This window comes from Nostoc sp. (assembly GCF_036919895.1).
In the GTDB taxonomy this organism is placed as follows: domain Bacteria; phylum Cyanobacteriota; class Cyanobacteriia; order Cyanobacteriales; family Nostocaceae; genus Nostoc.
On sequence record NZ_JBALBW010000025.1, the window covers coordinates 15,652 to 39,663 of the forward strand.

The following is a 24,012-nucleotide window of genomic DNA, read 5'->3' on the forward strand; positions in this document are numbered from 1 at the left end:
CTGTACCTAATTCTGAACAACTGTTGCCATGTTTATTGTTCATTCTGACAGTGTTTTTAAAGTCGATCCCAATACCCCGCCTGACTATAATCGGGGTAATCCGTTGTTGAAGTTGCTGAATTTTCTCGAACGCGCCCAACTAGCAGCTGAACGTGAATTCTATTTAACAGGGGAGTCGCAATACCTATTTCCCTATGAGTCTCTAGTTTTATATGGGCCTCAAGGTAATGATGCAAATATTCTCGACCCGACTGTGCAGGATAATAAAACAGATTTCCAAAAGCAAAATGTCAAAGATTTTGTTAGTACCGATACCTTTTTAATTCGGGGTTTGGTGACTGTGGGAGACTGGACAGGGCCGTTTTTGCGAGTTTCTTACCGTGGCGGCCCTGATACTAAACTATCCGTTGCTGCAAACCATAAATTGGGGGAAAAGATTAAACTCTGGATTAAAGTCGCAGGTGTAGCAACTCCATCACTGATTTTGGTGCCGTATAATCCCTTAAGCGATCGCTATGAAGTTGAGTTTTGGGGTTATCCAGGCAACGATTTGCGAAATCAGCTAGACGATAAAGGACGTAATGCCCTAGATCGCGGCGAACTCCAGGTAAGAAATGATTTAGTACATGGCAGCATAGCAGACTTCAACCGGGAAGCATTAAGCGATCGCTATATACTGGATGTCGCGCCCACAAACACCATGCATCCTATATTACCTCTGCATGTAGAGCTTGCTTGGGCAGACTTTAGCGAGAAAATTTGGGACTCCCAGAATGGAGCAAATTACCAGTACGAATTCAACATGATTGTCCGGGGATGGGATCACTTTTTAGGAACAGGTGTCAGTCCTAACCCTCACGGTGGTATTGGCTTTTTGGAGTATCGTAATTTAATGTCTAATTATGGACGCTATTCTAGCAAACCCGAATTGGGCCGCCAGTTAAACTCATGGAACTTCAACGCCTTTGGTAGCAAAAATCATGGCAACGGTTTTGAACGATTCTTTGCCGTAGATTACATGGATTTGCACGTCCTCAATGCTAGTTGTGGGATTGGTTTACATCGCCATCGTGATAACCAGGAAGTTTTTCTGATGATGGATGGTCAAGGCTTCATGGTAGTAGGTGATTGGTGCAAAATGCCAGAGCGAGAACGCTGCTTTGAAATCCGTACACTACAAGCCGGACATTTTGCCATGCTCAAAGGTGGTAATCTTCACGCTTTAATGAATGCTACCGATGAACAAGTTTCGCTGTTTATGTTTGGGGGATATGATTAATGTAAGTTTAATAACATTATGGACTTCCAACAAATAAATTATCCAATCTTCTGGGGTATTTTTTTATTTGGAAGTCCCTAACGAAAACAGAATTAGATTCTTTGCGGGCGTTCCTAGTTATTCAGAATATTTAAAAATATTGCCCCAAGCTACGGAAGAATCTAAAGAGTAACAACTAATACCTAGTCTATTTGAGATTTCATCTAGTCGGAATTAAACACCACAAGTAGCGCAGAGAATTAATGATTACTCTGCGTTATTTTACGTCAAAAAACAGTACAAGCCCTGTACGCTGGAAATTTTACCCACTAAGGTGCGACAGTTAAGCTAATGCGCGTCCAAATTGCATATTTTTCGTTAAGACTGTGATTTGTCATTAGTTCTTCACAAAGGACAACTGACTAATGACAAAGGACAAATCTCACGAATAAATAAGCAATTAAAATGTGTCACAGCCTAGCAATAATTGCAGTTTGCTCCAGAAGCTTAGTATGACAAAGGCATTCCCAAGCATAGCAAGGCGCTTGAAAAATATAGGAATCAAGTTGTTGAACATGGGAACCTTCCTAATAACCCGTTTTATCGAAAACTGGAAACGCTACTTCTTGGGTGACACTGTTGATGTCAGCCCTTCCCCCTCATCCTCCTTTGATGTCCGTCCTTCCTTAGCGGGCCCAGTCCTGAGTTTGGGAGGGGGTGGCCCCGATGTCGATGATGCTATCCAGTGGATGATTAACCAAGTTAGGGGAGGTAGTAACTCCGCTACCAAGGTTAATGTTGTAGTTCTCCGCACGAATGGTAATCACGATTACAATCGGCTAATTTCTGCCATGAAGGGCGTAAACTTTGTGGAAACTCTTCTGATTCGCAATAGAGAAGAAGCAAACAAAACCGAGATTTTTGAAAAAATCAAAAAAGCTGATGTAGTTTTCTTTGCTGGCGGCGATCAATGTCAATACATCCGCAACTGGAAAGATACCAAGCTTGAAGCTGCTGTTAAGTCAGTTTATCTGAAGGGAGGCGGTGTTGGTGGCACTAGTGCGGGGGCGATGATCCAAAGTGATTGTGTCTATGATGCTTGTGCTTCTTCTGAAAAAGGCATTGAAACTAGAGACGCACTCGAAGATCCTTACCGGGACATTACTTTTACTTACAACTTTTTCAATTGGAGTAATTTAAAAGGAACTATCGTAGATACACACTTTGACAGGCGGGAAAGAATGGGTCGAATTATGGCTTTCATTGCCCGTCAAATTAAGGATGGTATATCTAGCAGTGTTTTAGGCATAGCGGTTAGTGAAAGTACATCGGTTCTTGTGGATAAAAACGGTTTGGTGAAAGTTATGGGTAGGGGTGCGGCATACTTCGTACTTGGTAATCATCCGCCAGAAGTATGCGAACCCCGAACGCCTTTGACCTTTTCCAATTACAAAATTTGGAAAGTTCGCAGTGGCGACACCTTTAACTTAAAAAACAGACCAACCTCTGGTTATTATCTCAGAAGTGTTAAAAGGGGACGGATTGATTCAAATCCTTATTGAGTAGGGAATAGGGCATCTGGTATGGGGAGTTAAAATACTTTTTACCAGGGAACTACACCATTCTCATCAAAAAAACCGCCGCTAGAACCATCTTCAGGTAGAGTTGCAAGTCTCACTGCTGCGATCGCTCCTTGCTCAACAGTGCGGTATCCTTGGTGTTGATTAATGTCAGTTGCTGTGAAACCAGGATCGGCAGCATTGACTTTAATGGCGGTATCTTTAAGTTCACCAGCTAATAGAACTGTAATTGCATTCACTGCTGTCTTTGATGAGTTATATGCAAGAAACTTAAAATTAGCGAACTCATAATTTGGGTCAGAATTCTGAGTCAGAGAACCTAAACTACTTGATAAATTAACTATTCGCCCTGCTGTTGACTTTTTCAAAAGTGGCAGCAGGGCTTTTGTAACTGCAAACACTCCAAATACATTGGTTTCGTAAGTGTGTCGTAGTGTTTCAATCTCAACTTGACTAGGTGGAAGGCGATCGCCTTCAGCTAGTATCCCAGCATTGTTTACAAGGATATCAAGTTTTCCGAATTCGTTCTCGATTTGTTGAGCCGCAAAGTTGATTGTTTTTTGATCGGTGACATCAAGTTGAATTGTTCGGGCATCGATTTCATTTAAACTAAGTTTATTTGCCGCCTCTTCACCACGTTTGATATCTCTTGCACCAACCAGAACAGTAGCACCTCTAGAACCTAATTGGCGGGCAATTTCATAGCCGATACCTTTGTTTGCACCTGTGATTAGCGCAACTTTGCCTTTTAAATCTTCTGACATCTTAGCCTCTCTATTTTGATAAACACTGACAACTTTTACTATTTTCGAGCAAGTATAGTGTATATGTAGTGTGTATCAACACAACATTTAGAATTTAGTAATCCTACAGAAGTCCTGATTGGCTGTCGTGTTTTCACTAGTAGTGATTCACACTTCAGATAGCGGTTAAGAAAATATTTGCGGTTTACACTAGCAATTGACTTAAAAATCATTGAAGAAGGTAGATATGCAAACCAAACAGCTTGGTAATTCGGAACTTCATATTACCCCAATCGGCTTTGGTGCTTGGGCGATTGGTGGAGGTGGATGGGCTTTTGGTTGGGGAGCGCAGGACGATCGAGAATCTATTGAGGCAATTAATCGCGCTCTCGATCTCGGCGTTAATTGGATTGACACGGCAGCTGTCTATGGTTTGGGACATTCTGAAGAGGTGGTTGCTAAGGCGCTCAAAGGTCGATCTAGTCGCCCCTACATTTTCACTAAATGCTCAATGATTTGGGATGAAAAGGGCGAAATTGGTCGCAGCCTGAAGGCGGATTCTGTGCGGCGGGAGGTTGAAGCTAGTTTGCGCCGACTTGACATTGAAACCATTGATCTCTATCAAATCCACTGGCCTAATCCAGACTCAGATATCGAAGAAGGCTGGACAACTCTCGCCAAACTAAAAGATGAAGGGAAGGTTCGCTATATCGGGGTTTCAAACTTCAATGTAGAACAGTTGAAACGTATCCAGAAGATTGCACCAGTTACCTCATTGCAACCGCCTTATTCACTGGTTAAGCCTGGTGTCGAAAAGGAAATTCTGCCTTTTTGTAAGGAAAATAACATCGGTGTAATTGTCTATTCACCGATGCAATCTGGGTTGCTTACAGGAAAGATGACATCTGAGCGGGTTGCTAATTTACCAGATGATGATTGGCGTAAACAAAGTAATGAATTTCAGGAGCCACGTCTATCTCGTAACCTGAAGTTAGTGGAGGTGTTGCAGCAAATTGGTAAGCAACACGATCGCGCCGCCGGTGAAGTTGCGATCGCTTGGACTTTAAACAATCCGGCGGTGACTGCTGCGATCGTTGGCGCACGCAATCCCCAGCAGGTGGATGGAATCATTGCTGCTGGGGAATTTCGCCTCAATCAGCAGGAACTAGAGCAGATTGGCGCTTTCCTGCGCGAGAATCCGTAAAAGAGGTTTTGCGTAAACTTTCAATAGTTGCGATCGCATGTTTCGCGACAATATCAATCTCCTCTTGGGTATTAAACCGTCCAATCCCAAACCGCACTGAAGCATAAGCTAGCTGTTGGGGGGTTCCCAGCGCTGTCAAAACACTGGAGGGAGCAGTATTTGCCGAGGAGCAAGCAGATCCAGAAGAAACCGCCATTACTGGCTGCAATCCTAGCAAAAGTGCGGCTCCATCCACCCCCTCAACACTGATATTCAAGTTTCCCGCCAATCGCTGTTGAGGGTGTCCGTTGAGATGAATTCCCTCAACTTGGGAAAGCTGTTCCCATAAACTTTGTCTTAACTGGGAGAGGCGCTGGGTTTCCGTCGCTTGTTCAGCCAAAGCGATTTCTACAGCTTTCCCAAAGCCGACAATTTGCGGTGTATACAATGTCCCAGAACGCATCCCCCGTTCATGTCCGCCGCCGTGCTGCTGGGGAGCTAGTTGCACTCTGCGATCGCGCCTGCGGACGTATAGCGCCCCAATACCCTTTGGCCCAAATACTTTGTGTGCGGTTAGCGACATCAAATCAACTTTCATCCCTTGCACATCTAGGGGAATTTTACCAATAGCTTGAGCTGCATCGGTGTGGAAAATGATGTTGTAAGCATGGCATAGTTCCCCAATTTCGGCTATTGGCTGTAACACGCCAATTTCGTTATTTGCAGCCATCACCGATACCAAAATCGTCTCAGGACGGAAAGCCTTTTGTAACTCAGTTAAATCAATCAATCCATCTTTTTTAACTGGGAGAATAGTAATTTCAAAACCGAGAGTTTTTAAATAGTTACAAGGGTCAATAACTGCATTATGTTCAGTGGCGACAGTAATAATATGCTGACCTTTTTTAAAATAAGCTTCAGCAACACCTTTAATAGCTAAATTATTAGCTTCTGTTGCCCCACTTGTAAAAACAATTTCTTCGGGAGTGGCGTTAATTGCTGCTGCTAAAATCTCTCGCGTTTGTTTGACAGCAGCTTCTGCTTCCCACCCATAAACATGACCAATACTAGATGCGTTTCCAAACTTTTCTGTGAAGTAGGGGATCATTGCTGCTAATACTCGTTCATCTACGGGTGTAGTAGCGTGACAATCAAGGTATATAGGACGAATAGACATAATTATTAACTCAAAATTTGACTCAAATTTTTTAATATACTTAGAACTTGATACAGTTCACTTTTTCGTTTTAAAAGCGTAAATTGGTCAGATGTAGCATACCTTGGCTGATTTTGTTTGGTAAGTTTGAGGAAAATGAAATCACTACCATTTGTTACTAATCCAAAAGTAGGTTTATCTTGGCTAGGATCGGCTAACATATAAGCCAGTGCTTGGGGTATAGCTTCTAAAAGAGAAAAACTAGACTTTTTAGATTCAATTACTAACAACCATAATTTTTCTTGAATAACTAAAATATCAATTCTACCTCTAATAACTTCTTCTTCATCCTCCGCAGAAATTTCTATTGATTCCTCACCTCTTATATAAAAAGGCTCATCATAAAATCCAGCTAAATTTAGTAAAGGAGATAAAACTACTAATTTTACTGTTTCTTCTGACAAAGGAGGACGCTTGACTAAACGGAGAAAATGAAATTTTACTCTGTCTAAATCTTGCTTTTCTAAATCTGTAATTTCCGGTAGAGTGTCAAACCACTCTGTAAAAAAAGTCTCATTTTCAGCTTGTTGCAGACCAAATTTTGCTTCTAAATCAGCAAGGCTGACATTATGTGCTTGGATGACTTTAACCATATTAGCTTTAAGTTTTGAGAAACCTAATTTACAACTTTGATAAAATTGCTGGCATTTTATAGTTATTTTCAAACCAAAATAAAAATTTTATAGTAACTCCCTATTCATCTAGTTTTGGCTAAATACTTTTTGGTTGATTTTTTCAAGACTTGACAATAAATTGTAAAAATTGTTAATGACAACAATATGTATATTACTGCATAATAAACCTTGATATTAATCAATATTAAAAATGGCACAATGCTAGTTGCAAGTGCAAAAACTATTAAAAAAGCAGCAAAAGTAATTCTATAGCTTCCAATAAGCTTTGTTTCCTTCTCAAGATTCAAATTAAAAACTTTGGACTCACCTCTTTCATTTAGCTCTTTTCTGATTTCTTCCTCATATCCTTGAAGATTATCTGCCAAAAAGATGATAAAGCACTGCTTGATTAAGTTCCAGAATCCTATAATTGTAACCACTAGTAATAAACTTAGAAAACCTAAAAATATAAGTCCACTAGATTCAATTTTGGGGTTTGCTAATACAATTATATCTACAATTGGTTTCCAAAGCGCAATTGTTGCACCGATTACTCCCATTAACTTAAAGTCTTCAAAGGCACTCTTGATATATTCTTCAGCTGTCTCATTTAATCGAACATACTCTTTATAGAGGTACTCTAATCTTGAATTAGAATCCATACTCATATTCATAAACGGTATTGACCTCAATTCTAAGAATTTAAATAGTTGATCGCAACGTCATATCAAAAAAATACTCAAGAGCAACTGGCTTTTTATCCAGCTGCATTTGCATGATTCACTTAGGACTTTGCATGGCTGCTAATTCCTGTAATTTAGTTAAAACTGCCTGAGCATGGCCTTTGGCTTTTACATTCGGCCAAGCATAGGCAATAATTTTATCAGATGAAATGAGAAATGTTGACCGAGCAACGCCCATATATTCTTTGCCCATAAATTTTTTTAAGCGCCAAGCGCCGTAGGCTTCTGTCAAAATATGTTCTGGATCACTCAACAGGGTGATTGACAAGTTATGTTTGCTGATAAATTTACAATGGGACTTACCCGAATCTGGACTTACGCCTAAGATTTTTGCTCCGAGTGCGCTGAAATCTTGATACAACTCGGTGAAATCTGTCGCTTCGGTGGTACAGCCTGGTGTGTCATCTTTGGGGTAGAAGTAGACGACAACCCACTGACTGCTGAAGTCATCGAGAGTGACTGCATTACCATTTTGGTCAGGAGTGGAGAAATCTGGCGCTAGTTGTCCGACTTGGGGAATGTTGCTCATGATGGGGTGTAAGCGTAGCTCGTCGTAGATATAGCTTTAGAATTGTACATATATTGGGCTATGCTTTCTAAACAAAAAACACCCAGAAAGTAACCTTCTTTGAGTCATTAAATCCGAAAAATTTGTAGATAAAGACGGTATAATATTTTACTGCATCCATAGCTAATGACAAACCATAACTTCTGGAATTTTTAAAATATCCTCTAAGAATTACTAATTATGTTAGCGACACGAGAAGGCCAGTCCGCGATCGCTTTTAGCGTCTTGTAGAGAGCGTCATTACGAATTATTTTTGTATGTGACGGATAACCTCAGCAACTGACCAAGCTTGAGCGATCGCACCTCTGGGTGTGTGAGGTGAGTCACCATCAAAAATCTCAGAAATAGAACCTAGGCAAGCGTTAGATAGGAAGTGATCTAGCAAGGGTTGCCAATCAAAAGGCAGCGATTGTTGTGGATAAAAACGTTGCCAAGCCCGAATATATGGCCCAATTAGCCAAGTCCAAACAGTGCCTTGATGATAGGCGCGATCGCGTTGCTCTTGATTCCCCTCATATCTCCCTTTGTATTCGGGATCTCCTGGATCGAGACTGCGAAGACCATAAGGAGTCAGCAAGCTGGCAGTTACCAAATCTAGTACTTGACACCCTTGTTGTTCAGAAAATCCACAATGGTGCAGCGACAGCGCCAAAACCGCATTGGGGCGAATTTGAAAATTCCGGCGATCGTCTGGCTCAATAGTATCGTACAAATAACCTAGCTGAGGATTCCAGAACTTTTGCAGCGAGGTTTTAACCTTTTGTGCTTGTAAAGCATAACGCTGTGCTTGCTTAGTGAGACGCACTGGATCGCCAAGCTTCAACTCGCTTAAGCGTTCTGCCCACTGACTCAGCCAACATAACGCTGAATACCACAGCGCATTGATTTCCACTGGCTTACCGTGACGGGGAGTGACGGGATGTACCCCAATTACCACATCCATCCAGGTGAGGGCTACACCACGAACATCCCAACTAATTAGCCCATCAATAGCATCAACCTGGATATTGTAGCGTGTACCACCAACAAAGGCTTTGTGAATTTGTAAGACTATAGGGAATTGCTCTGCCAAAAACTCCCAGTCTTCGGTAGCTTCTAAATAAAGCCCTAAAGTTTCAATCCACCACAGCGCCGCATCAATGCTGTTATAAAGTGGTTCACCATCATCATCAGGAAATGCATTAGGCATCAAACCGTGGCGACAGTAATGCCCAAAAGTTCGTAATACTCCTTTTGCTAGGTCAAAGCGCTGTGGAACTAGTGCCAATCCAGGTAAGGAAATTAATATGTCACGTCCTCGCTCATTAAACCAGTGATAACCAGCAATGATTGTGGGGCCAGCTATTGAGCCTCGATAGACGATAAAGCGATCGCTTGCTTTGAGTAGTTTTTGCCAGAGTGGGGATTGAGAGTTTAATGACTCTTGCCTAGTCCCTAGTCCCCAGTCCCTAGTCCCTCCTTCACTCCATCCAAAAATCTTGGAGAGCCGGTCTTGCTCTACCTCCACGGCTTCTGCAAAGGTTTCAGAGGTGAGAACACCTGCCATTGAGTCGGGAAAACCTACTCGTGCTTCTAAAGTGACCACATCTCCTGGTTGCAGTGTGACTATTAAGTAACCAGGACTGTAGAGGTCTTCTTTGTCACCTAATCCCCGCTTTGTCTCTTCAGACAATCCATAATTCCAATACCAAACTGCATCTGGTTGATATTTTCCTTGTGTCCAGCGCAAGTGCCAAGGTATACCCAAATTCCCAGATTTTTTTGCTTGCAGACAGACTTGCTGTTGCCCAAGCAATTCTGAAAACTGTAATCCTGAACTAGCAGTTTGCTGGTGGTGAAAATCACGTTCTGCTATTAGCAGTCGCAGCCGTAAAATTGCTGTATCACTTCCGTCATAGCGATATTGGATCAAAATTCGATGGCAAAATTGGGATTGGGGATTGGGTACTGGGTATTGAGAAGCATTCTTTCCTATTTCCAGTTCCTCGTTCTTCGCTCCTAATCCCCAGTCCCTAGTCCCCAGTCCCCAATCCCCAATCCCTACTAACCCATAAGGCATCATCAATTGTCTGGTTAACTGCCAGTTATTTTGACCCCAAGTCCATTTTGGAACTGGGTTAATATCAAAACCCTGTAACAGTTGGTAGCCTGTCAGTTCAATCCGATCGTTACCCCAAACATTTGTCCCTAACGCCACAACGCTCCCGGATACTTCTAAGCTAGCGTCTAAGTGCGAAAGCAGCAGATTCCGCCCAGAAGGCGGGTTTGTAGCGGTAAACAGCCAACCGTGATAAGTGCGCGTGCGGACATCAGAAACTGTACCACTGGCAAAACTTCCTAAGCCATTGGTAAGCAACCATTCTCTTGTATCTAAATCAAGCATTTGCTACTCAAAATCGTTATGAGTATGATATAGTCGTAACAGATCGTAATTAAACTGTGAGAGCGTGGATGGGCGAGTTTTACTTGACCCAAATTCCAACGCTAATAAACCGATAAAGGAGAATTAGGTTAATGTCCCTTACTTACGGAACCGAAGGAAGCATCCGCGTTGGCCAACAAGCTCCCGATTTCACAGCAACGGCTGTGGTAGATCAGGAATTTAAGACAATCAAACTTTCCGATTATCGCGGTAAGTATGTCGTCCTATTTTTCTACCCACTAGACTTTACCTTTGTTTGTCCTACTGAAATCACAGCATTTAGCGATCGCTACGAAGAATTCAAGAAAATCAATACTGAAGTCCTTGGGGCTTCCGTTGACAGTGAATTCTCCCACCTCGCTTGGATTCAAACAGATCGTAAGTCTGGTGGTGTCGGCGACCTGAATTATCCTCTAGTCTCAGACATTAAGAAAGAGATTAGCGCCGCTTACAACGTTCTTGACCCAGCAGCCGGCATTGCCTTGCGTGGTCTGTTCATCATCGATAAAGATGGTATCATACAGCACGCTACCATCAACAACCTAGCTTTTGGTCGCAGCGTTGATGAAACCCTGCGGACATTACAAGCAATTCAGTATGTTCAGTCTCACCCCGATGAAGTTTGCCCAGCTGGTTGGAAACCTGGTGACAAGACAATGAATCCCGATCCAGTGAAGTCTAAAGTATACTTCTCTGCTGTCTAAATTTTGCTAGCTAGCAAACTCTAATTCAAGTTGTTGGAGTTGACAGCAAAATCAATGAAAACCACAGATAAACAGAGATCCACATAAAACAGTGTCAATCTCCCGATCTATCTGTGGTTTTTCCATGAAATAGTATTTAAATCATTAAGAATACTCCAAGTAAAAAAATGCCCAATGACGGGTTTTGGAGCGTTTATTTTTTGGAACACTCTAAGGTTAAAAATATGTTGACTTCAACTGATTTTAGTGGATTATTAAATGAGCGGTTCTTCCGCAATTTTTTACCAGTTCCAGCTACAAATAAGCTGAGGTTGGGAGTGGGAACGCCTGATTTTCAATTACCAGATATTACCAACGGGGCTTTAGTAAAATTGTCTGATTATAAAAGCAAGAAACCAGTTTTACTTGCCTTTACTCGCATCTTTACTGAAAAGCAATATTGTCCATTTTGTTTTCCTCATATCAAAGCCTTGAATGAGAACTACGAGCAATTTAAAAATCGTGGTATAGAAGTTTTAATGATTACTAGTACCGATGAACGTCAGAGTCAAATAGTTGTGAGGGATTTAAGCTTAAAAATGCCGTTGTTGAGCGATCCGAGTTGTCGAGTGTTTCGTACCTATCAAGTTGGACAAGCACTAGGAGCGCCTTTATCAGCCCAGTTTGTATTAGATAAAGAAGGAAAACTCGGCTACTGGCATTCATTTTCTTTTCTGGATAACAATGCTGGCGTTGAGACTTTGTTAGAACAATTCAATTAAGTATAAGTGTAAAATTGGCAATGTCCACCCTACTGATAAAACTGTGAGGTTTTATGGCGCTGACTCTTTATCACTCACCGGTTTCTCCTAACTCTCGCCGCGTCTGGATTACTCTGCTAGAAAAAGGAGTTAAATTTGAATTAGTAGAGATAAAGCTGCATGGGGAGCAGTTTAAACCAGAGTTTTTGACGATTAGCCCCTTCCACCACATTCCAGCTTTAGTTGATGACGGCTTTAATGTAGTGGAATCTTTAGCAATTCTGGACTATTTAGAGGCAAAATATCCCACACCTGCGATGTTGCCTAAAAATGTCAAGGATTTAGCGATCGCGCGGATGGTACAAATGGTAACTGTAAATGAGCTTTTGCCAGCAACTATCACATTTCTACCTCAGATATTAGGCTTACCTGGCGAAGAACCAGAAAAAATCGAGCAGGCGAAGCAGAAAATTTCAACAGTACTGAAATTATTCGAGAATTTACTTGACGATCGCCCTTACTTTGGTAGTCAAAACCTAACTCTAGCTGATATTGTGGCTGGAACTGTAGTAATATGGCTGCCGGAAGTCGGTATTTCCTTAAGTGATTATCCAAAACTGAATGCTTGGCACGATCGCTTAATTGTACGTCCATCGTGGCAAGCTACCGAAGCTACACCAGAGGCAATGGAAGCGTTTAAGTCCGTTATAGTAGCGAGAAATACGCGGCAAATTCATACCTAATCAATGTAGAGACGGTAAATTTACTGTCTCTACAATCTGCAATTTTCACAGCTTAACTTGCTGCAAATGACTGCGGGGATTATAAGTACGGATAGCCCGGATTTTTTCATAATATTCTCGCTCTTGTTGGCTGAGGTCTTTTGGAGGTGCGATCGCCACCTTCATCAACTGATCGCCACGTCCACCCTTGGCGAGGGGCCAACCTTTGCCACGCAAACGCAGCGATTGACCAGAACGCACTCCGGCTGGTAGCTTGACATTAACTAAACCATCAGGAGTCGGTACATCAATAGAGGCTCCCAGAGTCGCTTCATCTGGTGTAATTGCCACTTCGCATACCAAGTTATCGCCTTCCATTTGGAAAAACGAGTGCGGCAGAAGTTCGACTTTTAAGTATAAATCCCCTCGTTGTTGAGTCATTGGGTTGATTTGACCTTTGCCCCGCACGCGCAGACGAGTACCAGGTTTAGCCCCAGATGGGATACGAACATCAATTGTTTCGTTACCCAAACTGAAGCGCTTTTGTACGCCGTTAAATGCTTCAGCAAAACTTAGGGTAATTATAGCTTCACTATCTTGGGAAGTAGCCGCACCTGGATCTTGAAATCCATAATCGTTAAAGCCGCCAAAACCACTTGGCGCTCCTGTAGGAGGGCGGTAAGAAGAGTAACTTTGTCGCCCACCGCCACCGCGAGGGGCAGCACCGCCAAAGCGCCCTAGCAACTCATTAATGAACTCATCAAAATTGCCGTATTGACTGAAGTCAAAGCCACCCATATCAGCACCAACGCCGCCAGATGGGAAACCTTCACCAGCTTGCTTCCAATATTGACCGAATTGGTCGTATTTTTTGCGTTTATCTACATCTGACACAACTTCGTAGGCTTCGCTAACTTCTTTAAAGCGTGCCTCTGCCTGTTTGTTATTTGGGTTGACATCAGGATGATATTTGCGGGCTAGTTTCCGAAAGGCTTGTTTAATCTCGTCCTGAGTGGCAGTCTTACTAACTCCCAAAATTCCGTAATAGTCTTTGAAGTCGGTTGCAGCCATCTACTAGCCTCCTATAGAAATTACTGTTATGTTTTTTTTTAAGATCGCAAGATATTTAATTGCTAGGGATAGTGCCAAAGCAAAACAATCTGATTTTAAATTAACAAAGAATATAGAAAATCAAGTGTGGTTCTCGCTCAAAGTGCGATCGCAATTTCCGTACTCCAATTTTTCTGATAAGCGGATCAGCCCGTCTAGCCCCTCTTCCACGCTTGGGGGAGCATCCCGGAGTTGACGGTGCATCCGCAAAATAATTTCTTCAGGAACTTGGCGCGATCGCCTTTTATTACGTGCTAAACACAACCAGACTGGTGTATCCACCCAAATTGCCGTAATTTGGGTAAAGCCCAATTCGCGGGCTAAAGCAATGACTTCACGGCGATGGCGACGCTGGGCATTGGTGGCATCGAAAATGGCTGTATTTTTTGTAGAAATAGCTTGCTGAAATTGCCGTTCTACTTCCCGCCAAATCAGCAGCCACGGTCCCTGAAGGGCTTGGGAACCAAATAATTGCCCCCGGATGGCATCTGTAGAAATCAGCGACATCTGGGGGCATTCTGTCAGTAATTGTTTTGCCAAAGTTGACTTTCCACTACCTGGAAGACCAATCAGTAATAAAAGTGAGGAGTTAGGAGTTAAAAGTGAGGAATTAAAAGTAAGGAGTGAGGAGTAATCAGAATTTTTATTCATAACTCCTAACTCCTAACTCCTAACTCCTAACTATTAAATGATTGTTCCATCAGGAATTACAGCATTTTTCAGCACGACAACGATACCACTGCGGATGTAGAAACCTTGAGCTTCGCGTTCAGCTTCTTGCACATTATCTTTATTGATAATTTTCACATCGTGACCGATGCTGGCGTTTTTATCGATGATGGCACCGCGAATAATCGAGTCAGTACCAATACCTACAGGAATGTCACCTTTTTCTACATTACATTGGCGTTCCACAGAAGGTTGATAAAAATCTGCACCCATGAGCAAAGATTCTTCGATGACGCAACCAGATTCAATCCGCGATCGCACTCCTAAAACTGAATGTTGAATGCGGCAATTTTTCAGGATACAACCTTCGCCGATAATTGATTCTGTGATGTGGCAATCTAAAAGTTTAGTTGGAGGTAAGTAACGAGCGCGGGTATAAATTGGTGCTTTTTCATCGTAGAAACTAAAGGGTGGCTGGGGCTGCTGAGTCAGTGCTAAGTTTGCATGATAAAACGCCTCGATTGTCCCAATATCTTCCCAGTAGTCATCAAATAAGTACGCTTGAACGTTGTAATCTTTAGAGGCATCAGGAATAATTTCTTTGCCGAAATCAGTCCTTTCTATACCTTCTCTTAACAACTTGAACAAAACCTCTTTTTTAAAGACATAAATCCCCATTGAGGCGATGTAAGGCTGTTGCTGGGCTTGTTCTTTTGATAATCCCAGTACGCTTGTATCAACCTGCATTTGGGTTAATGCTTCACCTTTGGGTTTTTCGCTAAAATCGATGACTCTACCAGAATCGTCAATTTTCATCAAACCAAAATCTGAGGCGCGGCGCTCGTCAATAGGGATAACTGAGAGAGTAATATCAGCCCCCGTATCTCTATGGCGCTGGATAAACTGGCGATAATCCATCCGGTAGAGGTGATCGCCTGAGAGAATTAGATATTCTTCTACATCCCATTCTTCCATTAACCACAGATACTGACGCACAGCATCGGCTGTACCTTGGAACCAGTTAGGGTTTTCTGGTGTTTGTTGTGCTGCTAGCACTTCTACAAAGCCTTCGTTGAAGCCAGTAAAGTTATAGGTACGGGCGATGTGACGATTCAGGGAAGCTGAGTTGAATTGTGTCAGGACGTAGATTTTGAATATTTCGGAATTTATGCAGTTACTGACAGGGATATCGATTAGGCGGTACTTACCCGCCACTGGTACTGCTGGTTTAGCGCGGAGTTTGGTTAGGGGGTAAAGTCGAGTACCCGCACCACCACCAAGAATGATTGATAATACTTTTTTCACAAAATTTCTCCCGACTGCCTTTCAACTCTCATCTTCAGTTTAGGACTGTCTGCCACCACAGGTAAGGGGGGAACAAATATTCTCAGGGATGAATTTTACAGAATGCTGTTGGTGATGGATAGTGCGGCTGATAAGGAGAAAAATAGAACATTTGTATTAATTTAGGTAAAAAGTATAGTAAGTAGGACTTACGCACTGTACAAAATAACTATCTTGTGTATCAACGTAAATACGTTGTTTCAGGCTTTTATTAATCACTCAAGATTTGCTGCGATCGCCAAAATATCATTGAAAAATCTAGCTAGAAGCCTTGAAAACTATACCTGTTACTTTGGCTTCTCTGTCAATGCGTAAGTCCTAGTAAGTTTCGACTGCACCGCCCTCGCGTAGAATCTTATCTCTGTGAGAGAGAGCTTGCAAGGGAAAGAGGTAAATAGTCTGTGACAAACCTTGTTATAAAAATAAATATAAAAAAGTTATAGGTGTAATCCGTAAAACAATATTTTTAGAGTGTATTCACTTACAGCCAGCTAAAAGCTAGCTATTAAGCCAACTTGTTAAGATATTTAAAACAGGGTACAGACATATGCCGAACTTTAGAATGGGTTGGTTGCCAGATCATACAGATTTTAGAGACTATTCCCTAGAGAAGATAATCGAAGACTCTAAAAACAAAGAAAGAATTAGACTTGAAAAAGTAATTTTATTTGATCGCAGGTTACAAATAGAGAACGGGACAGAGGTTCAAGAGAGCGGGAGAAAAGATAAAAAGCAAACTAGCCTGCTCTTACGTTTGAAAGAACTAACAGACCAAAGTTCGGCAAGTTTGCAATATCTAAAAAATATACCTTTACCTTCTCATGTCGATTTGCGAGAATGGTGTTCTCCAATTCAGGAGCAAGGAAATCTCAAGTCATGCACAGCAATAGCTGGTGTTGCCTTAGTAGAATATTTTGAAAGGAAAGAAATGGGCGAATATATAGATGCCTCCAGCCTCTTTCTCTACAAAGTTGCACGAAATTTGATGCAATTAACTGGAGACACTGGAGTATCCACGCGCTTCACAATGAAAGCAATGGCACTTTTTGGCATACCTCCAGAGGAATATTGGCCTTATAACATTGAGAATTTTGACGAAGAACCACCTGCTTTTTGCTATGCCTATGCCCAGAATTATCAAGCACTTCAGTATTTTAGGCTTGACTTACCTCAACTTTCAAAACAGCAAGTTTTAATTAAAATCAAAGCTTTTTTAGATGCTGGCTTCCCTGCAATGTTTGGGTTTACAACCTATAGTTCTCTTTTAAATAAGAAAACTGTAAAAACAGGAAAAATCCCTTATCCTACTATAGGCGAAAAGATGGTGGGTGGTCATGCAGTTGTTGCCGTTGGTTATGATGACAATAAGTCAATTGACCATCCCAACTATAACTCAATTAACAATTCCAACGACAAGTCTCCAACTCAAGGAGCTTTCCTAATTAGAAATTGCTGGGGTGAAGATTGGGGTGAAGATGGTTATGGTTGGCTACCCTATGATTATGTATTAAGTGGGTTAGCTACTGACTGGTGGTCATTAGTGAAGAATGAGTGGTTTGACGAAGGGCAGTTTGGATTTCTAGCTAGTGATAGTTTTCTTCTAGGTAATGATCCTTCCACAAATGTTCATGATACGCTAATTCCTCCCACACCTTCTACTCCTACACCTTCTAGAAATACTCAACAAAGACATAATTAACCGTAATAGGGACTTCATTGCTTAACACTATCTGAGCATTTTTCGGCTGTGTTTGTAAACCAATAAGGAAGATTATTGCTTGTATTCAAGTAATCTTTCAGAAAAGCACAGCTATCCCTCAATAAGGGTTCCAGTTTAGGGTACTCACTAGAAACCAAATTAACTTGAGTATTCCAAATTCTTACCGTTTGGTCATCACTAGAAGAAGCAATAGTCTGCCCATTAGGGCTAAATTCTAATCGATTTACTAAAGTAGTGTGTCCTTTAAGTATTACTATGGGATGAGGAGATTTTTTCTGAATCAACATATTTTGGATTTGTTCTACATCCCAAAGTTTTACCATTGTATCTGTTGCACCAGATGCCAATATTTTACCGTTTTTACTAAAGTCTAAGCCGTAGATACTTCCTTCATGTGCTTGAAAAACTCCAATAAATTGCCAATTACCCTTTAGATAATGCCAAATATTAATATAACCACCCAAAGTCGCTACTGCAAGTATGTCTCCGTTAAGTGTGAATCTTATCATGCTAGGTATCTGCTGCACTTTGCCAATGATTTGTGGATTACCGCCTTTTAAAAAATTCCAAATTCTTATTTTGCCGTCAATAGCTCCATATGCAATTTTTGAATTATCATTTGGTTTAAAGTCTAAACTATATATCTTATATTGTGTTATGTATTTATCTGGGTTACATTTACATTCTTGTTTTGCAACATCTTTCGCATCAAGTTTCTTAACTTCTTTATTATTGTCACCATCAGTTTTCCAAAGTCTGATGCTCCCATCGTTGCTAGAAGAAGCAATTATTTTATCATCAGAGCTAAAACTCACATCAGAAACGGTATCTTCATGACCTTCTAATGTTTTTATCAGATTACCTTCTTGATCTTGTATTTTCCATAACTTGATAGTTTTATCCTGACTAATAGAAGCAAGTAATGTTGATCTATGACTAAATTTTAAACTCCAAATTCCTGAAAAATGCCTTGAAGGCAAACCATATAAATATTTACCTTCTTTACTCCATATTTTGATAGTATTATCGTTACTACTAGAGGCTATTTTTGTACCATCATAGCTAAAACTCACACCCGTAACTGCTTTCTGATGACCTTCTAATCTATTATGCTCCCGCACTTTATAAATTATTGATTGCAGTTGCTTGAGTTGTTCAGGGTCTTTCTTATCTATATTTTTTAGTCGCTGTAGTGCTTGCACACTTGCCATTAATGCTTCAATTTGTCTATTATTTTCAAAGAATGTTTGAGACACTTTAATCCATGTATTGACTTCTCCTATTTTGAGTACTTCTGTATTATCCTTTTCGGATTTAACCCACAATGCTAATAATGCAATTAATACGACTGCTAAAGCTGCAAAGGCTTGAGTTCTTTGCCTTTCAGCTTTAACTTTAGCTTTTTGCTGTTTAACTTTTTCCGCCTCTGCATTGGCTCTAGCTTCCGCGGCTTCTCGCAATTGACGTTCCTGCTCTAGTTGAGCTTGAATTTCTCTATCTTGTCTCTCCAAACTCTTATACAAAAATTCTGCTTCCAATGGCGTAAGTCTTGGCTGAGTTTTATTCACCCACTCAGAAAATACAGCTAATTTAGCACCCGCCAACAGTGCTTCATCTGATTTTTTAAATCTTTCCTGCCATTCCTGGCAATCTTCCTCCAAAGAACGACTGAGACGAATATTTTCTAGATTTTTAGCAATCCAAGTGTTTAATAATTTCCATTCAGATAAAAGTGCTTCATGAGCAACTTCTACAGTATTTTTATCGGTGATAATTAAACGTTGTTGAGAACCTGCCAGTAATCCTACAACCCTTTGTAATTGTTGGGAAGAATCTGCAACTACTTCTAATCTTTCCCAGCTAGCACGCCGCCGTGTCACTTCTCCAGCTTCACCTAACTGCACTAATTCCATAAACAAGCAACGCGCAAAGGCTTGATCTACAGTTGTTAAACTTTCATACAAAATTGTCGCTCGTTTGTCTAAAGCTCCTTTAACTCCGCCAATTTCCTCATAACCTTTAAGAGTTAAAAGTGGTCCTGGCGAATCCGGTTCTTCAATACAAACTCGCCACAATTCTTTAAGCGCATATTGCAGTATGGGTAATGCACCCGGACGGTTGACTACATCGGCGGAAATTTGCGAAACTAAACCACGCTCAAAACTCACACCATGCAACTTCGCTGGTTTTTCAATTGCTTCTTCTAACTCAGCAAAAGACATCGGTGTGACGATGAATGATGTGGGAGGAATGCTATTGATGAGAGTAATAATTTCTAAATAGTCAGCACAACGATTTAAGAAATCACCGCGAATTGTCAAAATTATCCGCGTTTCTCCCTCACCCTTTTTTACTTCCTGTGCTACTAAGCGGATAAAAGTTTTGCGTTCCTCATCGTCTTGACAAAGGGTAAATATTTCTTCAAACTGGTCGATAAACAATAGATGTGGCTGATTTTGCTGCTGTTGTCGAGCTAAAATGTCAACTAATTTTCCTAAAGGATGTTCTCCTGGTGTAAAAGATGCGATCGCCCATTCACTGCTTCCAGGGAGGCGATCGCCTTGCAGTTGCGGTAACAAACCCGCTTTTACTAAGGAAGATTTACCACTACCTGAATAGCCAATTACAGCCAGAAATCGACTCTCTGCTAAACGCGAAATTAGTGTACGAACTGCTGCATCTCGTCCACAAAAATATTGCGCTTGTTCTGATTCAAAAGCATAAAGTCCCCGATAAGGATTTTCCTGATTGAAAGCAATTTTGACTACTGTGGTAATATCTAATTGGGGATAAGTTACCAAAGTAATCGAACGTCCCCAACCCATGCGAATCGGCTCCTGTACAGAACCTTTCAATTCGTTACTGACAAAATCAAATAAGCGATCGCCACTAATTCGCCTACTACTACCTGCATTTTCTGCCGTTAATCCCTTAACAACTGCACCTGTGAAAATACTATATTCTTCACTCTTAATCACTCCGGCACGTTCAAAGCCACGACAAGCTGTAATTAAGTAATAATCCTTTTGCGAACTGAAAGTGTTAAGAGTCCTTTCTATTAACTGTCTTTCTAAGAAATAGCCGCTATGACAGCAATCGAGTAGCATCACTAAACTATTCAATTGCGAATTTCGAATTAAGTCGTTAAGGCTATCCAGAGGAATACCATATTTTTGCTCAATATTTTCGTTTTCCTTAAATTCAATCTGACAATCGGAACTTGCCAAATATCCCTTTTGTTGTCCCAAATTGTCGGAAATAGTAAAACCGTGTCCGCTAAAATAAATCAACGCTTCATTATTAGCAGCTTGCTCTAGCAAAAAAGTTCTCAAACCTTGCCCAAGTTGAGCGCCAGTAACTTTTGATGCTGCCATTTCATAGCCATTTTTCTCTTTATTCCAGCGCTGTGGTAATCTTTGCACAGACTGGAAATCACCATATTGCTCTAGAAGTTGCGCGATCGCCTCTGCATCATTTGTAGTTTTCGACAAACGCGGTAATGATGGGCTGATATACTCGGCGATGCCAATAACAAGCGCATATCGTGCCATTTAACACACTCTAGTCAGGTAAATGCGGGATAATCTTGACAGACACAATGATGGCTGTGTTACTAGAAACAATACCATTTGTTATTTTTCTGCAAGCAAGCTGAAATTTATTCAGATACGTTACAAAACTTAATTGAGGTAGCCCATGTCAGAAGTACAGCAACTATTTTTCCAAGCAGACGGGGAGATTGAGCAGATTGAGATTAACGTCACAGCTACCGAAATAACTCAGGTAATTGAAGAGGATGACGATGGCATAGAATACAAGGATGTGCGAACAGATGCGATCGCTCGAATGCAACAAGCTCGGCAAATGATTCGCTCTTATACTATCTATGCTCTTAGTGCTTTTAAAGACTTCAACACTGCTGAGATTGAGGAAGTCAAACTTACATTTGGTATTAAGTTGGGTGGGAAAGCTGGTATTCCTTACATTACCGAAGGTTCAGCTGAAAGTAATCTGCAAATTGAGGTGAAGTGTAAGTTTGCAGAAAAACCAAAACCTGATTCACAGTAATAGCAAAAAATTATCTAGACATTGTAAGGGTAGGCAATGCCTATTAAACACCCAACTTCCCTATATTTATTCTCTTATTAACCAAACGCAATTGCTGCGATCGCTTCAAATACTTCACCCAAGATTGCTCTGACAACTGGGAAATGGCATTTTGTGACAGTGTTGCCGTGAAAATATCTTTGCCACTGATAACACCACTGACACCTAAACTTTCTAAAACAGCGATCGCAGTAGAGTCTAAAACTGGTTCAGTATGGATGAAAACCCCCAAACTTGATTCCTCTGAATTTTGAACATCACTCAGCGCTGTAGCAAGGGCGGCATCTAGTTTCTGATAATTCATCAGCAATTCCTTGGCAAAAAGGGTAGGTAGTAATTGCCTACCCAAATCTATCAAAGTTATAGGTTTTTATCCCCTATCCTTGTGCAGAAATAATAGACATCTTTCTCAATCTAATTACAGATTTAAGGTGTTAATCACTCCATAACCCCATTTGTCATCAAATGTGCCTGCGGGTTTTCTGGGAATTGCACTATTTTTACGTAGCAGGTCTTTCACAGCAACCGGATCGAGTTTAGGATCGCGCTGCAACAGTAGCGCTACTAACCCAGTGACGAAGGGTGTGGCCATACTCGTACCAGCCATCACCACAAACTTGGAATTAATCATCGATGAGCGGTCAAAACTGGCATCGGCGGAAAGGGTGGAAATAATCATTGCTCCTGGTGCTGCTACATCGGGCTTCTGTCCATCATTCCGTAGAGGCCCTTCACTACTAAATTCCGTAATAGTATGCAATTCTAACCCCATTTCTCGCACTTGGTTATCAATATCTGTGTACTTACTTTTAGTCGTATAGGCTGCAACTGTAATTGCACTGCTGGCGGCTCCTGGTGAACCAATTTTTAATGCATCCTTTACACTTTTACCTGTAAAAAACACTGAGGAAGTGTCATCTAGTGTCCACACATCTAAACGTGTGTCAGTTGAAGAAGTGTTGCGGACTCGCAGTTGCCAAACACCTCCCATGACTGGGGAGGGGTCAATACCCCGGATTTGTACAAAGAAATTACGATCGCCGTTGGCTTGATCTGGCCCTGGTGTTGCTAATTGCACCCGTGCATCTGGTAACTGGTAATCTTGGGCAGCATTACCTTCAGTAATTATTTTTTGGTAAGGGGTGACAAAACCGTTAGGACTCCGCACAGACACTTCCAACTCACTATCTTTGGAATACCAAGCGTTTAACCAAACTATGCCTATTTGATTCAAAGGAACATTAAAGCGCATACCACGAGTGCGTCCACTGGGTATTGTCGCTTGTCCATGAATGTTAGCGTTTCCTTCGTTACCGGCAGCACAGCAAACAATTCTTCCTGGGCCAGTTTCGGCATCAATGACTTTAGATAGGGAATCACTACCATCATGGGCATCAGCGTGTCCACCCACACTGAGATTTACCACGGCTGCGCGTCCCAACTCTCTAGCAACTCGGAAAATGTAACGCACACCATCAGCAATGTGGGCATCCTGTAAATCCGATCTGACGATAACTAATTCTGCTTCTGGTGCTACACCGCTATAGTTAGTATCAGCACCAGCAGCAATTCCAGCAACGTGAGTACCATGACCGGCTGTATCCTGAGAGATTGTCAGTTGCGCTCCCGTAAATTCCGCCCCATAACCGCCCTCTGTTACTCCTGGCCCTGGCAGTGTTTGATCCCAAATGTGTAAAATTCGTCCAGCAAAAGCAGGGTGTTTCGGATCGATACCACTGTCTATAATGCCAATTATTACTCCTTTACCAGTCAGTTTGCTTTTTTTCTGGAACTGCGGCAGTTTGACTGCTTCCATTGCAGTGTCCATTCGCAAATGAAGTTTGCGTGATGGCTTAATTCGGTGAATCACATCTTCTTCAGATAAGACATCTAAACTCTCTATCGGTAAAAAAGCCGTCCGCACACTTCCAGAGTTTTGATTGACTTCAATATTATATTGTGATAAGTGACTTAAGTCTGCATCAGGATCGCAGTAGATAAAAACAACGCTCTTGGTAGGCTTGACTGGGCTTTTGTGGGCAATAATGCCAAGCGATCGCTTGTGTGTAATTAAAGCTTTATCTCCTTCATTTTGATAGTCTTGAAATGCCAAAAGTAGTCCGGGAGAAAGTTTTTCGTGTCTCATTTTTACCTCAAATTTAATTTATTGGGCGAAAGCAAAGTAGTCAATCGGGATAAGTAGCTCTAACATTAGTGCAGACTATGTAGTTTTTTTGACTTGATTATTTGATGCGACATAATTATCTATTTTTTTCAGAGATAACATCAAATAAGCTTAGAAGGCGGGAAGTTATTCCTAAGACAATTACTAATTCATAACTTATATTTCCGATGTATAATCATGAGACATCTTTGAGCAGCCGCATTTCATCATTACCCAATACTGGGGTAACAGGTAATTTTTATAAAGCTATTAAACTAATCCAGTGTCTACCTAAATAATTACGGACAAAGTGAAGAAAAGAAAATTAAGAATAAATAAGAGTAATTAACCAACTAAATACAAACCGCGTATAAAAAAAGATAGTTTGGTTAAGTATTTATTTAT

The 24,012-nt window shown here is 41.2% G+C and carries 20 protein-coding genes; 8 read left to right on the plus strand and 12 right to left on the minus strand.

All coding sequences use genetic code 11. The features are described 5' to 3' along the window. The first annotated feature begins 28 nt into the window (after nt 1-28). Nucleotides 29-1,279: a cupin domain-containing protein gene (locus V7K55_RS04035; protein WP_334828453.1), complete on the plus strand. Its 1,251-nt coding sequence runs from the start codon at nt 29-31 to the stop codon at nt 1,277-1,279. A gap of 491 nt (nt 1,280-1,770) precedes the next feature. Beyond that, complete coding sequence (locus tag V7K55_RS04040; RefSeq protein ID WP_334828455.1) at nt 1,771-2,820, plus strand: cyanophycinase; 1,050 nt, start codon at nt 1,771-1,773, stop codon at nt 2,818-2,820. Between the two features lie 41 nt (nt 2,821-2,861). Here V7K55_RS04040 and V7K55_RS04045 read toward each other — a convergent pair whose 3' ends face one another. After that, nucleotides 2,862-3,602: an SDR family oxidoreductase gene (locus V7K55_RS04045; RefSeq protein WP_334828457.1), complete on the minus strand. Its 741-nt coding sequence runs from the start codon at nt 3,600-3,602 to the stop codon at nt 2,862-2,864. Between the two features lie 226 nt (nt 3,603-3,828). On the opposite strand from V7K55_RS04045, the gene V7K55_RS04050 reads away from it, so the two are divergent. After that, entirely contained in the window at nt 3,829-4,785 is a 957-nt protein-coding gene (locus V7K55_RS04050; RefSeq protein ID WP_334828459.1) for an aldo/keto reductase, read from the plus strand. Here V7K55_RS04050 and V7K55_RS04055 read toward each other — a convergent pair. The 5 genes from V7K55_RS04055 to V7K55_RS04075 form a co-directional block, all read right to left on the minus strand. Next, nucleotides 4,733-5,941, minus strand: coding sequence for a cysteine desulfurase family protein (locus V7K55_RS04055; RefSeq protein ID WP_334828461.1), 1,209 nt, complete (start codon nt 5,939-5,941; stop codon nt 4,733-4,735). The two genes, V7K55_RS04050 and V7K55_RS04055, sit on opposite strands and share 53 nt — an antisense overlap. Before the next feature lie 5 nt (nt 5,942-5,946). Beyond that, complete coding sequence (locus V7K55_RS04060) at nt 5,947-6,573, minus strand: type I restriction endonuclease (RefSeq protein WP_334828465.1); 627 nt, start codon at nt 6,571-6,573, stop codon at nt 5,947-5,949. Between the two features lie 104 nt (nt 6,574-6,677). Next, complete coding sequence (locus tag V7K55_RS04065; protein ID WP_334828467.1) at nt 6,678-7,256, minus strand: hypothetical protein; 579 nt, start codon at nt 7,254-7,256, stop codon at nt 6,678-6,680. A gap of 118 nt (nt 7,257-7,374) precedes the next feature. Beyond that, the gene (bcp, locus tag V7K55_RS04070) at nt 7,375-7,866 is read right to left on the minus strand and encodes a thioredoxin-dependent thiol peroxidase (RefSeq protein ID WP_334828469.1); all 492 of its coding nucleotides are present in this window, start codon (nt 7,864-7,866) and stop codon (nt 7,375-7,377) included. A 286-nt stretch (nt 7,867-8,152) separates the two neighbouring features. Beyond that, nucleotides 8,153-10,288 (minus strand): amylo-alpha-1,6-glucosidase, encoded by a 2,136-nt coding sequence (locus tag V7K55_RS04075; RefSeq protein ID WP_334828471.1) that lies wholly within the window; start codon nt 10,286-10,288, stop codon nt 8,153-8,155. A gap of 131 nt (nt 10,289-10,419) precedes the next feature. Between V7K55_RS04075 and V7K55_RS04080 the strand changes: the two genes are divergently transcribed. From V7K55_RS04080 to V7K55_RS04090, 3 genes are all read left to right on the plus strand, one after another. Further along, complete coding sequence (locus V7K55_RS04080; RefSeq protein WP_334828473.1) at nt 10,420-11,031, plus strand: peroxiredoxin; 612 nt, start codon at nt 10,420-10,422, stop codon at nt 11,029-11,031. Between the two features lie 224 nt (nt 11,032-11,255). Beyond that, a complete protein-coding gene (locus V7K55_RS04085) occupies nt 11,256-11,792 on the plus strand; it encodes a peroxiredoxin family protein (RefSeq protein WP_334828475.1) in 537 nt (178 codons plus the stop codon). Between the two features lie 53 nt (nt 11,793-11,845). Further along, nucleotides 11,846-12,514, plus strand: a complete 669-nt coding sequence (locus tag V7K55_RS04090; RefSeq protein WP_334828477.1) for a glutathione S-transferase family protein — start codon at nt 11,846-11,848, stop codon at nt 12,512-12,514. 45 nt (nt 12,515-12,559) lie between these two features. Here the strand turns inward: V7K55_RS04090 and V7K55_RS04095 are convergent, their stop codons facing one another. The 3 genes from V7K55_RS04095 to V7K55_RS04105 form a co-directional block, all read right to left on the minus strand. After that, nucleotides 12,560-13,564 (minus strand): DnaJ C-terminal domain-containing protein, encoded by a 1,005-nt coding sequence (locus V7K55_RS04095; protein ID WP_334828479.1) that lies wholly within the window; start codon nt 13,562-13,564, stop codon nt 12,560-12,562. 120 nt (nt 13,565-13,684) lie between these two features. Beyond that, a complete protein-coding gene (locus V7K55_RS04100) occupies nt 13,685-14,254 on the minus strand; it encodes an AAA family ATPase (RefSeq protein WP_334828481.1) in 570 nt (189 codons plus the stop codon). A gap of 33 nt (nt 14,255-14,287) precedes the next feature. Further along, complete coding sequence (locus V7K55_RS04105) at nt 14,288-15,577, minus strand: glucose-1-phosphate adenylyltransferase (protein ID WP_334828483.1); 1,290 nt, start codon at nt 15,575-15,577, stop codon at nt 14,288-14,290. Nucleotides 15,578-16,163: 586 nt separating this feature from the next. On the opposite strand from V7K55_RS04105, the gene V7K55_RS04110 reads away from it, so the two are divergent. After that, nucleotides 16,164-17,315 (plus strand): C1 family peptidase, encoded by a 1,152-nt coding sequence (locus V7K55_RS04110; RefSeq protein WP_334828485.1) that lies wholly within the window; start codon nt 16,164-16,166, stop codon nt 17,313-17,315. Nucleotides 17,316-17,329: 14 nt separating this feature from the next. Here the strand turns inward: V7K55_RS04110 and V7K55_RS04115 are convergent, their stop codons facing one another. After that, a complete protein-coding gene (locus V7K55_RS04115) occupies nt 17,330-20,887 on the minus strand; it encodes an nSTAND1 domain-containing NTPase (RefSeq protein WP_334828487.1) in 3,558 nt (1,185 codons plus the stop codon). A 145-nt stretch (nt 20,888-21,032) separates the two neighbouring features. Between V7K55_RS04115 and V7K55_RS04120 the strand changes: the two genes are divergently transcribed. Next, on the plus strand, nt 21,033-21,404 hold the full coding sequence (locus V7K55_RS04120) for a CU044_2847 family protein (protein ID WP_334828489.1): 372 nt from the start codon (nt 21,033-21,035) through the stop codon (nt 21,402-21,404). A gap of 43 nt (nt 21,405-21,447) precedes the next feature. Here V7K55_RS04120 and V7K55_RS04125 read toward each other — a convergent pair whose 3' ends face one another. Both V7K55_RS04125 and V7K55_RS04130 read right to left on the minus strand, forming a co-directional pair. Beyond that, complete coding sequence (locus tag V7K55_RS04125; protein ID WP_334828491.1) at nt 21,448-21,747, minus strand: hypothetical protein; 300 nt, start codon at nt 21,745-21,747, stop codon at nt 21,448-21,450. Between the two features lie 114 nt (nt 21,748-21,861). Continuing rightward, nucleotides 21,862-23,589 carry a S8 family peptidase gene (locus tag V7K55_RS04130; RefSeq protein WP_334828493.1) on the minus strand — a complete coding sequence of 576 codons (1,728 nt, stop codon included), beginning with the start codon at nt 23,587-23,589 and terminating at the stop codon, nt 21,862-21,864. Nucleotides 23,590-24,012 lie beyond the last annotated feature (423 nt).

Coding starts and splice junctions, on each gene's coding strand:
- V7K55_RS04065 (WP_334828467.1), bottom strand. CDS start 7,256: ATGGATTCTAATTCAAGATTAGAGTACCTCTATAAAGAGTATGTTCGA.
- V7K55_RS04075 (WP_334828471.1), bottom strand. CDS start 10,288: ATGCTTGATTTAGATACAAGAGAATGGTTGCTTACCAATGGCTTAGGA.
- V7K55_RS04090 (WP_334828477.1), top strand. CDS start 11,846: ATGGCGCTGACTCTTTATCACTCACCGGTTTCTCCTAACTCTCGCCGC.
- V7K55_RS04110 (WP_334828485.1), top strand. CDS start 16,164: ATGCCGAACTTTAGAATGGGTTGGTTGCCAGATCATACAGATTTTAGA.
- V7K55_RS04125 (WP_334828491.1), bottom strand. CDS start 21,747: ATGAATTATCAGAAACTAGATGCCGCCCTTGCTACAGCGCTGAGTGAT.
- V7K55_RS04100 (WP_334828481.1), bottom strand. CDS start 14,254: ATGAATAAAAATTCTGATTACTCCTCACTCCTTACTTTTAATTCCTCA.
- V7K55_RS04130 (WP_334828493.1), bottom strand. CDS start 23,589: ATGAGACACGAAAAACTTTCTCCCGGACTACTTTTGGCATTTCAAGAC.
- V7K55_RS04085 (WP_334828475.1), top strand. CDS start 11,256: ATGTTGACTTCAACTGATTTTAGTGGATTATTAAATGAGCGGTTCTTC.
- V7K55_RS04120 (WP_334828489.1), top strand. CDS start 21,033: ATGTCAGAAGTACAGCAACTATTTTTCCAAGCAGACGGGGAGATTGAG.
- V7K55_RS04055 (WP_334828461.1), bottom strand. CDS start 5,941: ATGTCTATTCGTCCTATATACCTTGATTGTCACGCTACTACACCCGTA.
- V7K55_RS04095 (WP_334828479.1), bottom strand. CDS start 13,564: ATGGCTGCAACCGACTTCAAAGACTATTACGGAATTTTGGGAGTTAGT.
- V7K55_RS04115 (WP_334828487.1), bottom strand. CDS start 20,887: ATGGCACGATATGCGCTTGTTATTGGCATCGCCGAGTATATCAGCCCA.
- bcp (WP_334828469.1), bottom strand. CDS start 7,866: ATGAGCAACATTCCCCAAGTCGGACAACTAGCGCCAGATTTCTCCACT.
- V7K55_RS04050 (WP_334828459.1), top strand. CDS start 3,829: ATGCAAACCAAACAGCTTGGTAATTCGGAACTTCATATTACCCCAATC.
- V7K55_RS04035 (WP_334828453.1), top strand. CDS start 29: ATGTTTATTGTTCATTCTGACAGTGTTTTTAAAGTCGATCCCAATACC.
- V7K55_RS04080 (WP_334828473.1), top strand. CDS start 10,420: ATGTCCCTTACTTACGGAACCGAAGGAAGCATCCGCGTTGGCCAACAA.
- V7K55_RS04040 (WP_334828455.1), top strand. CDS start 1,771: ATGACAAAGGCATTCCCAAGCATAGCAAGGCGCTTGAAAAATATAGGA.
- V7K55_RS04045 (WP_334828457.1), bottom strand. CDS start 3,602: ATGTCAGAAGATTTAAAAGGCAAAGTTGCGCTAATCACAGGTGCAAAC.
- V7K55_RS04060 (WP_334828465.1), bottom strand. CDS start 6,573: ATGGTTAAAGTCATCCAAGCACATAATGTCAGCCTTGCTGATTTAGAA.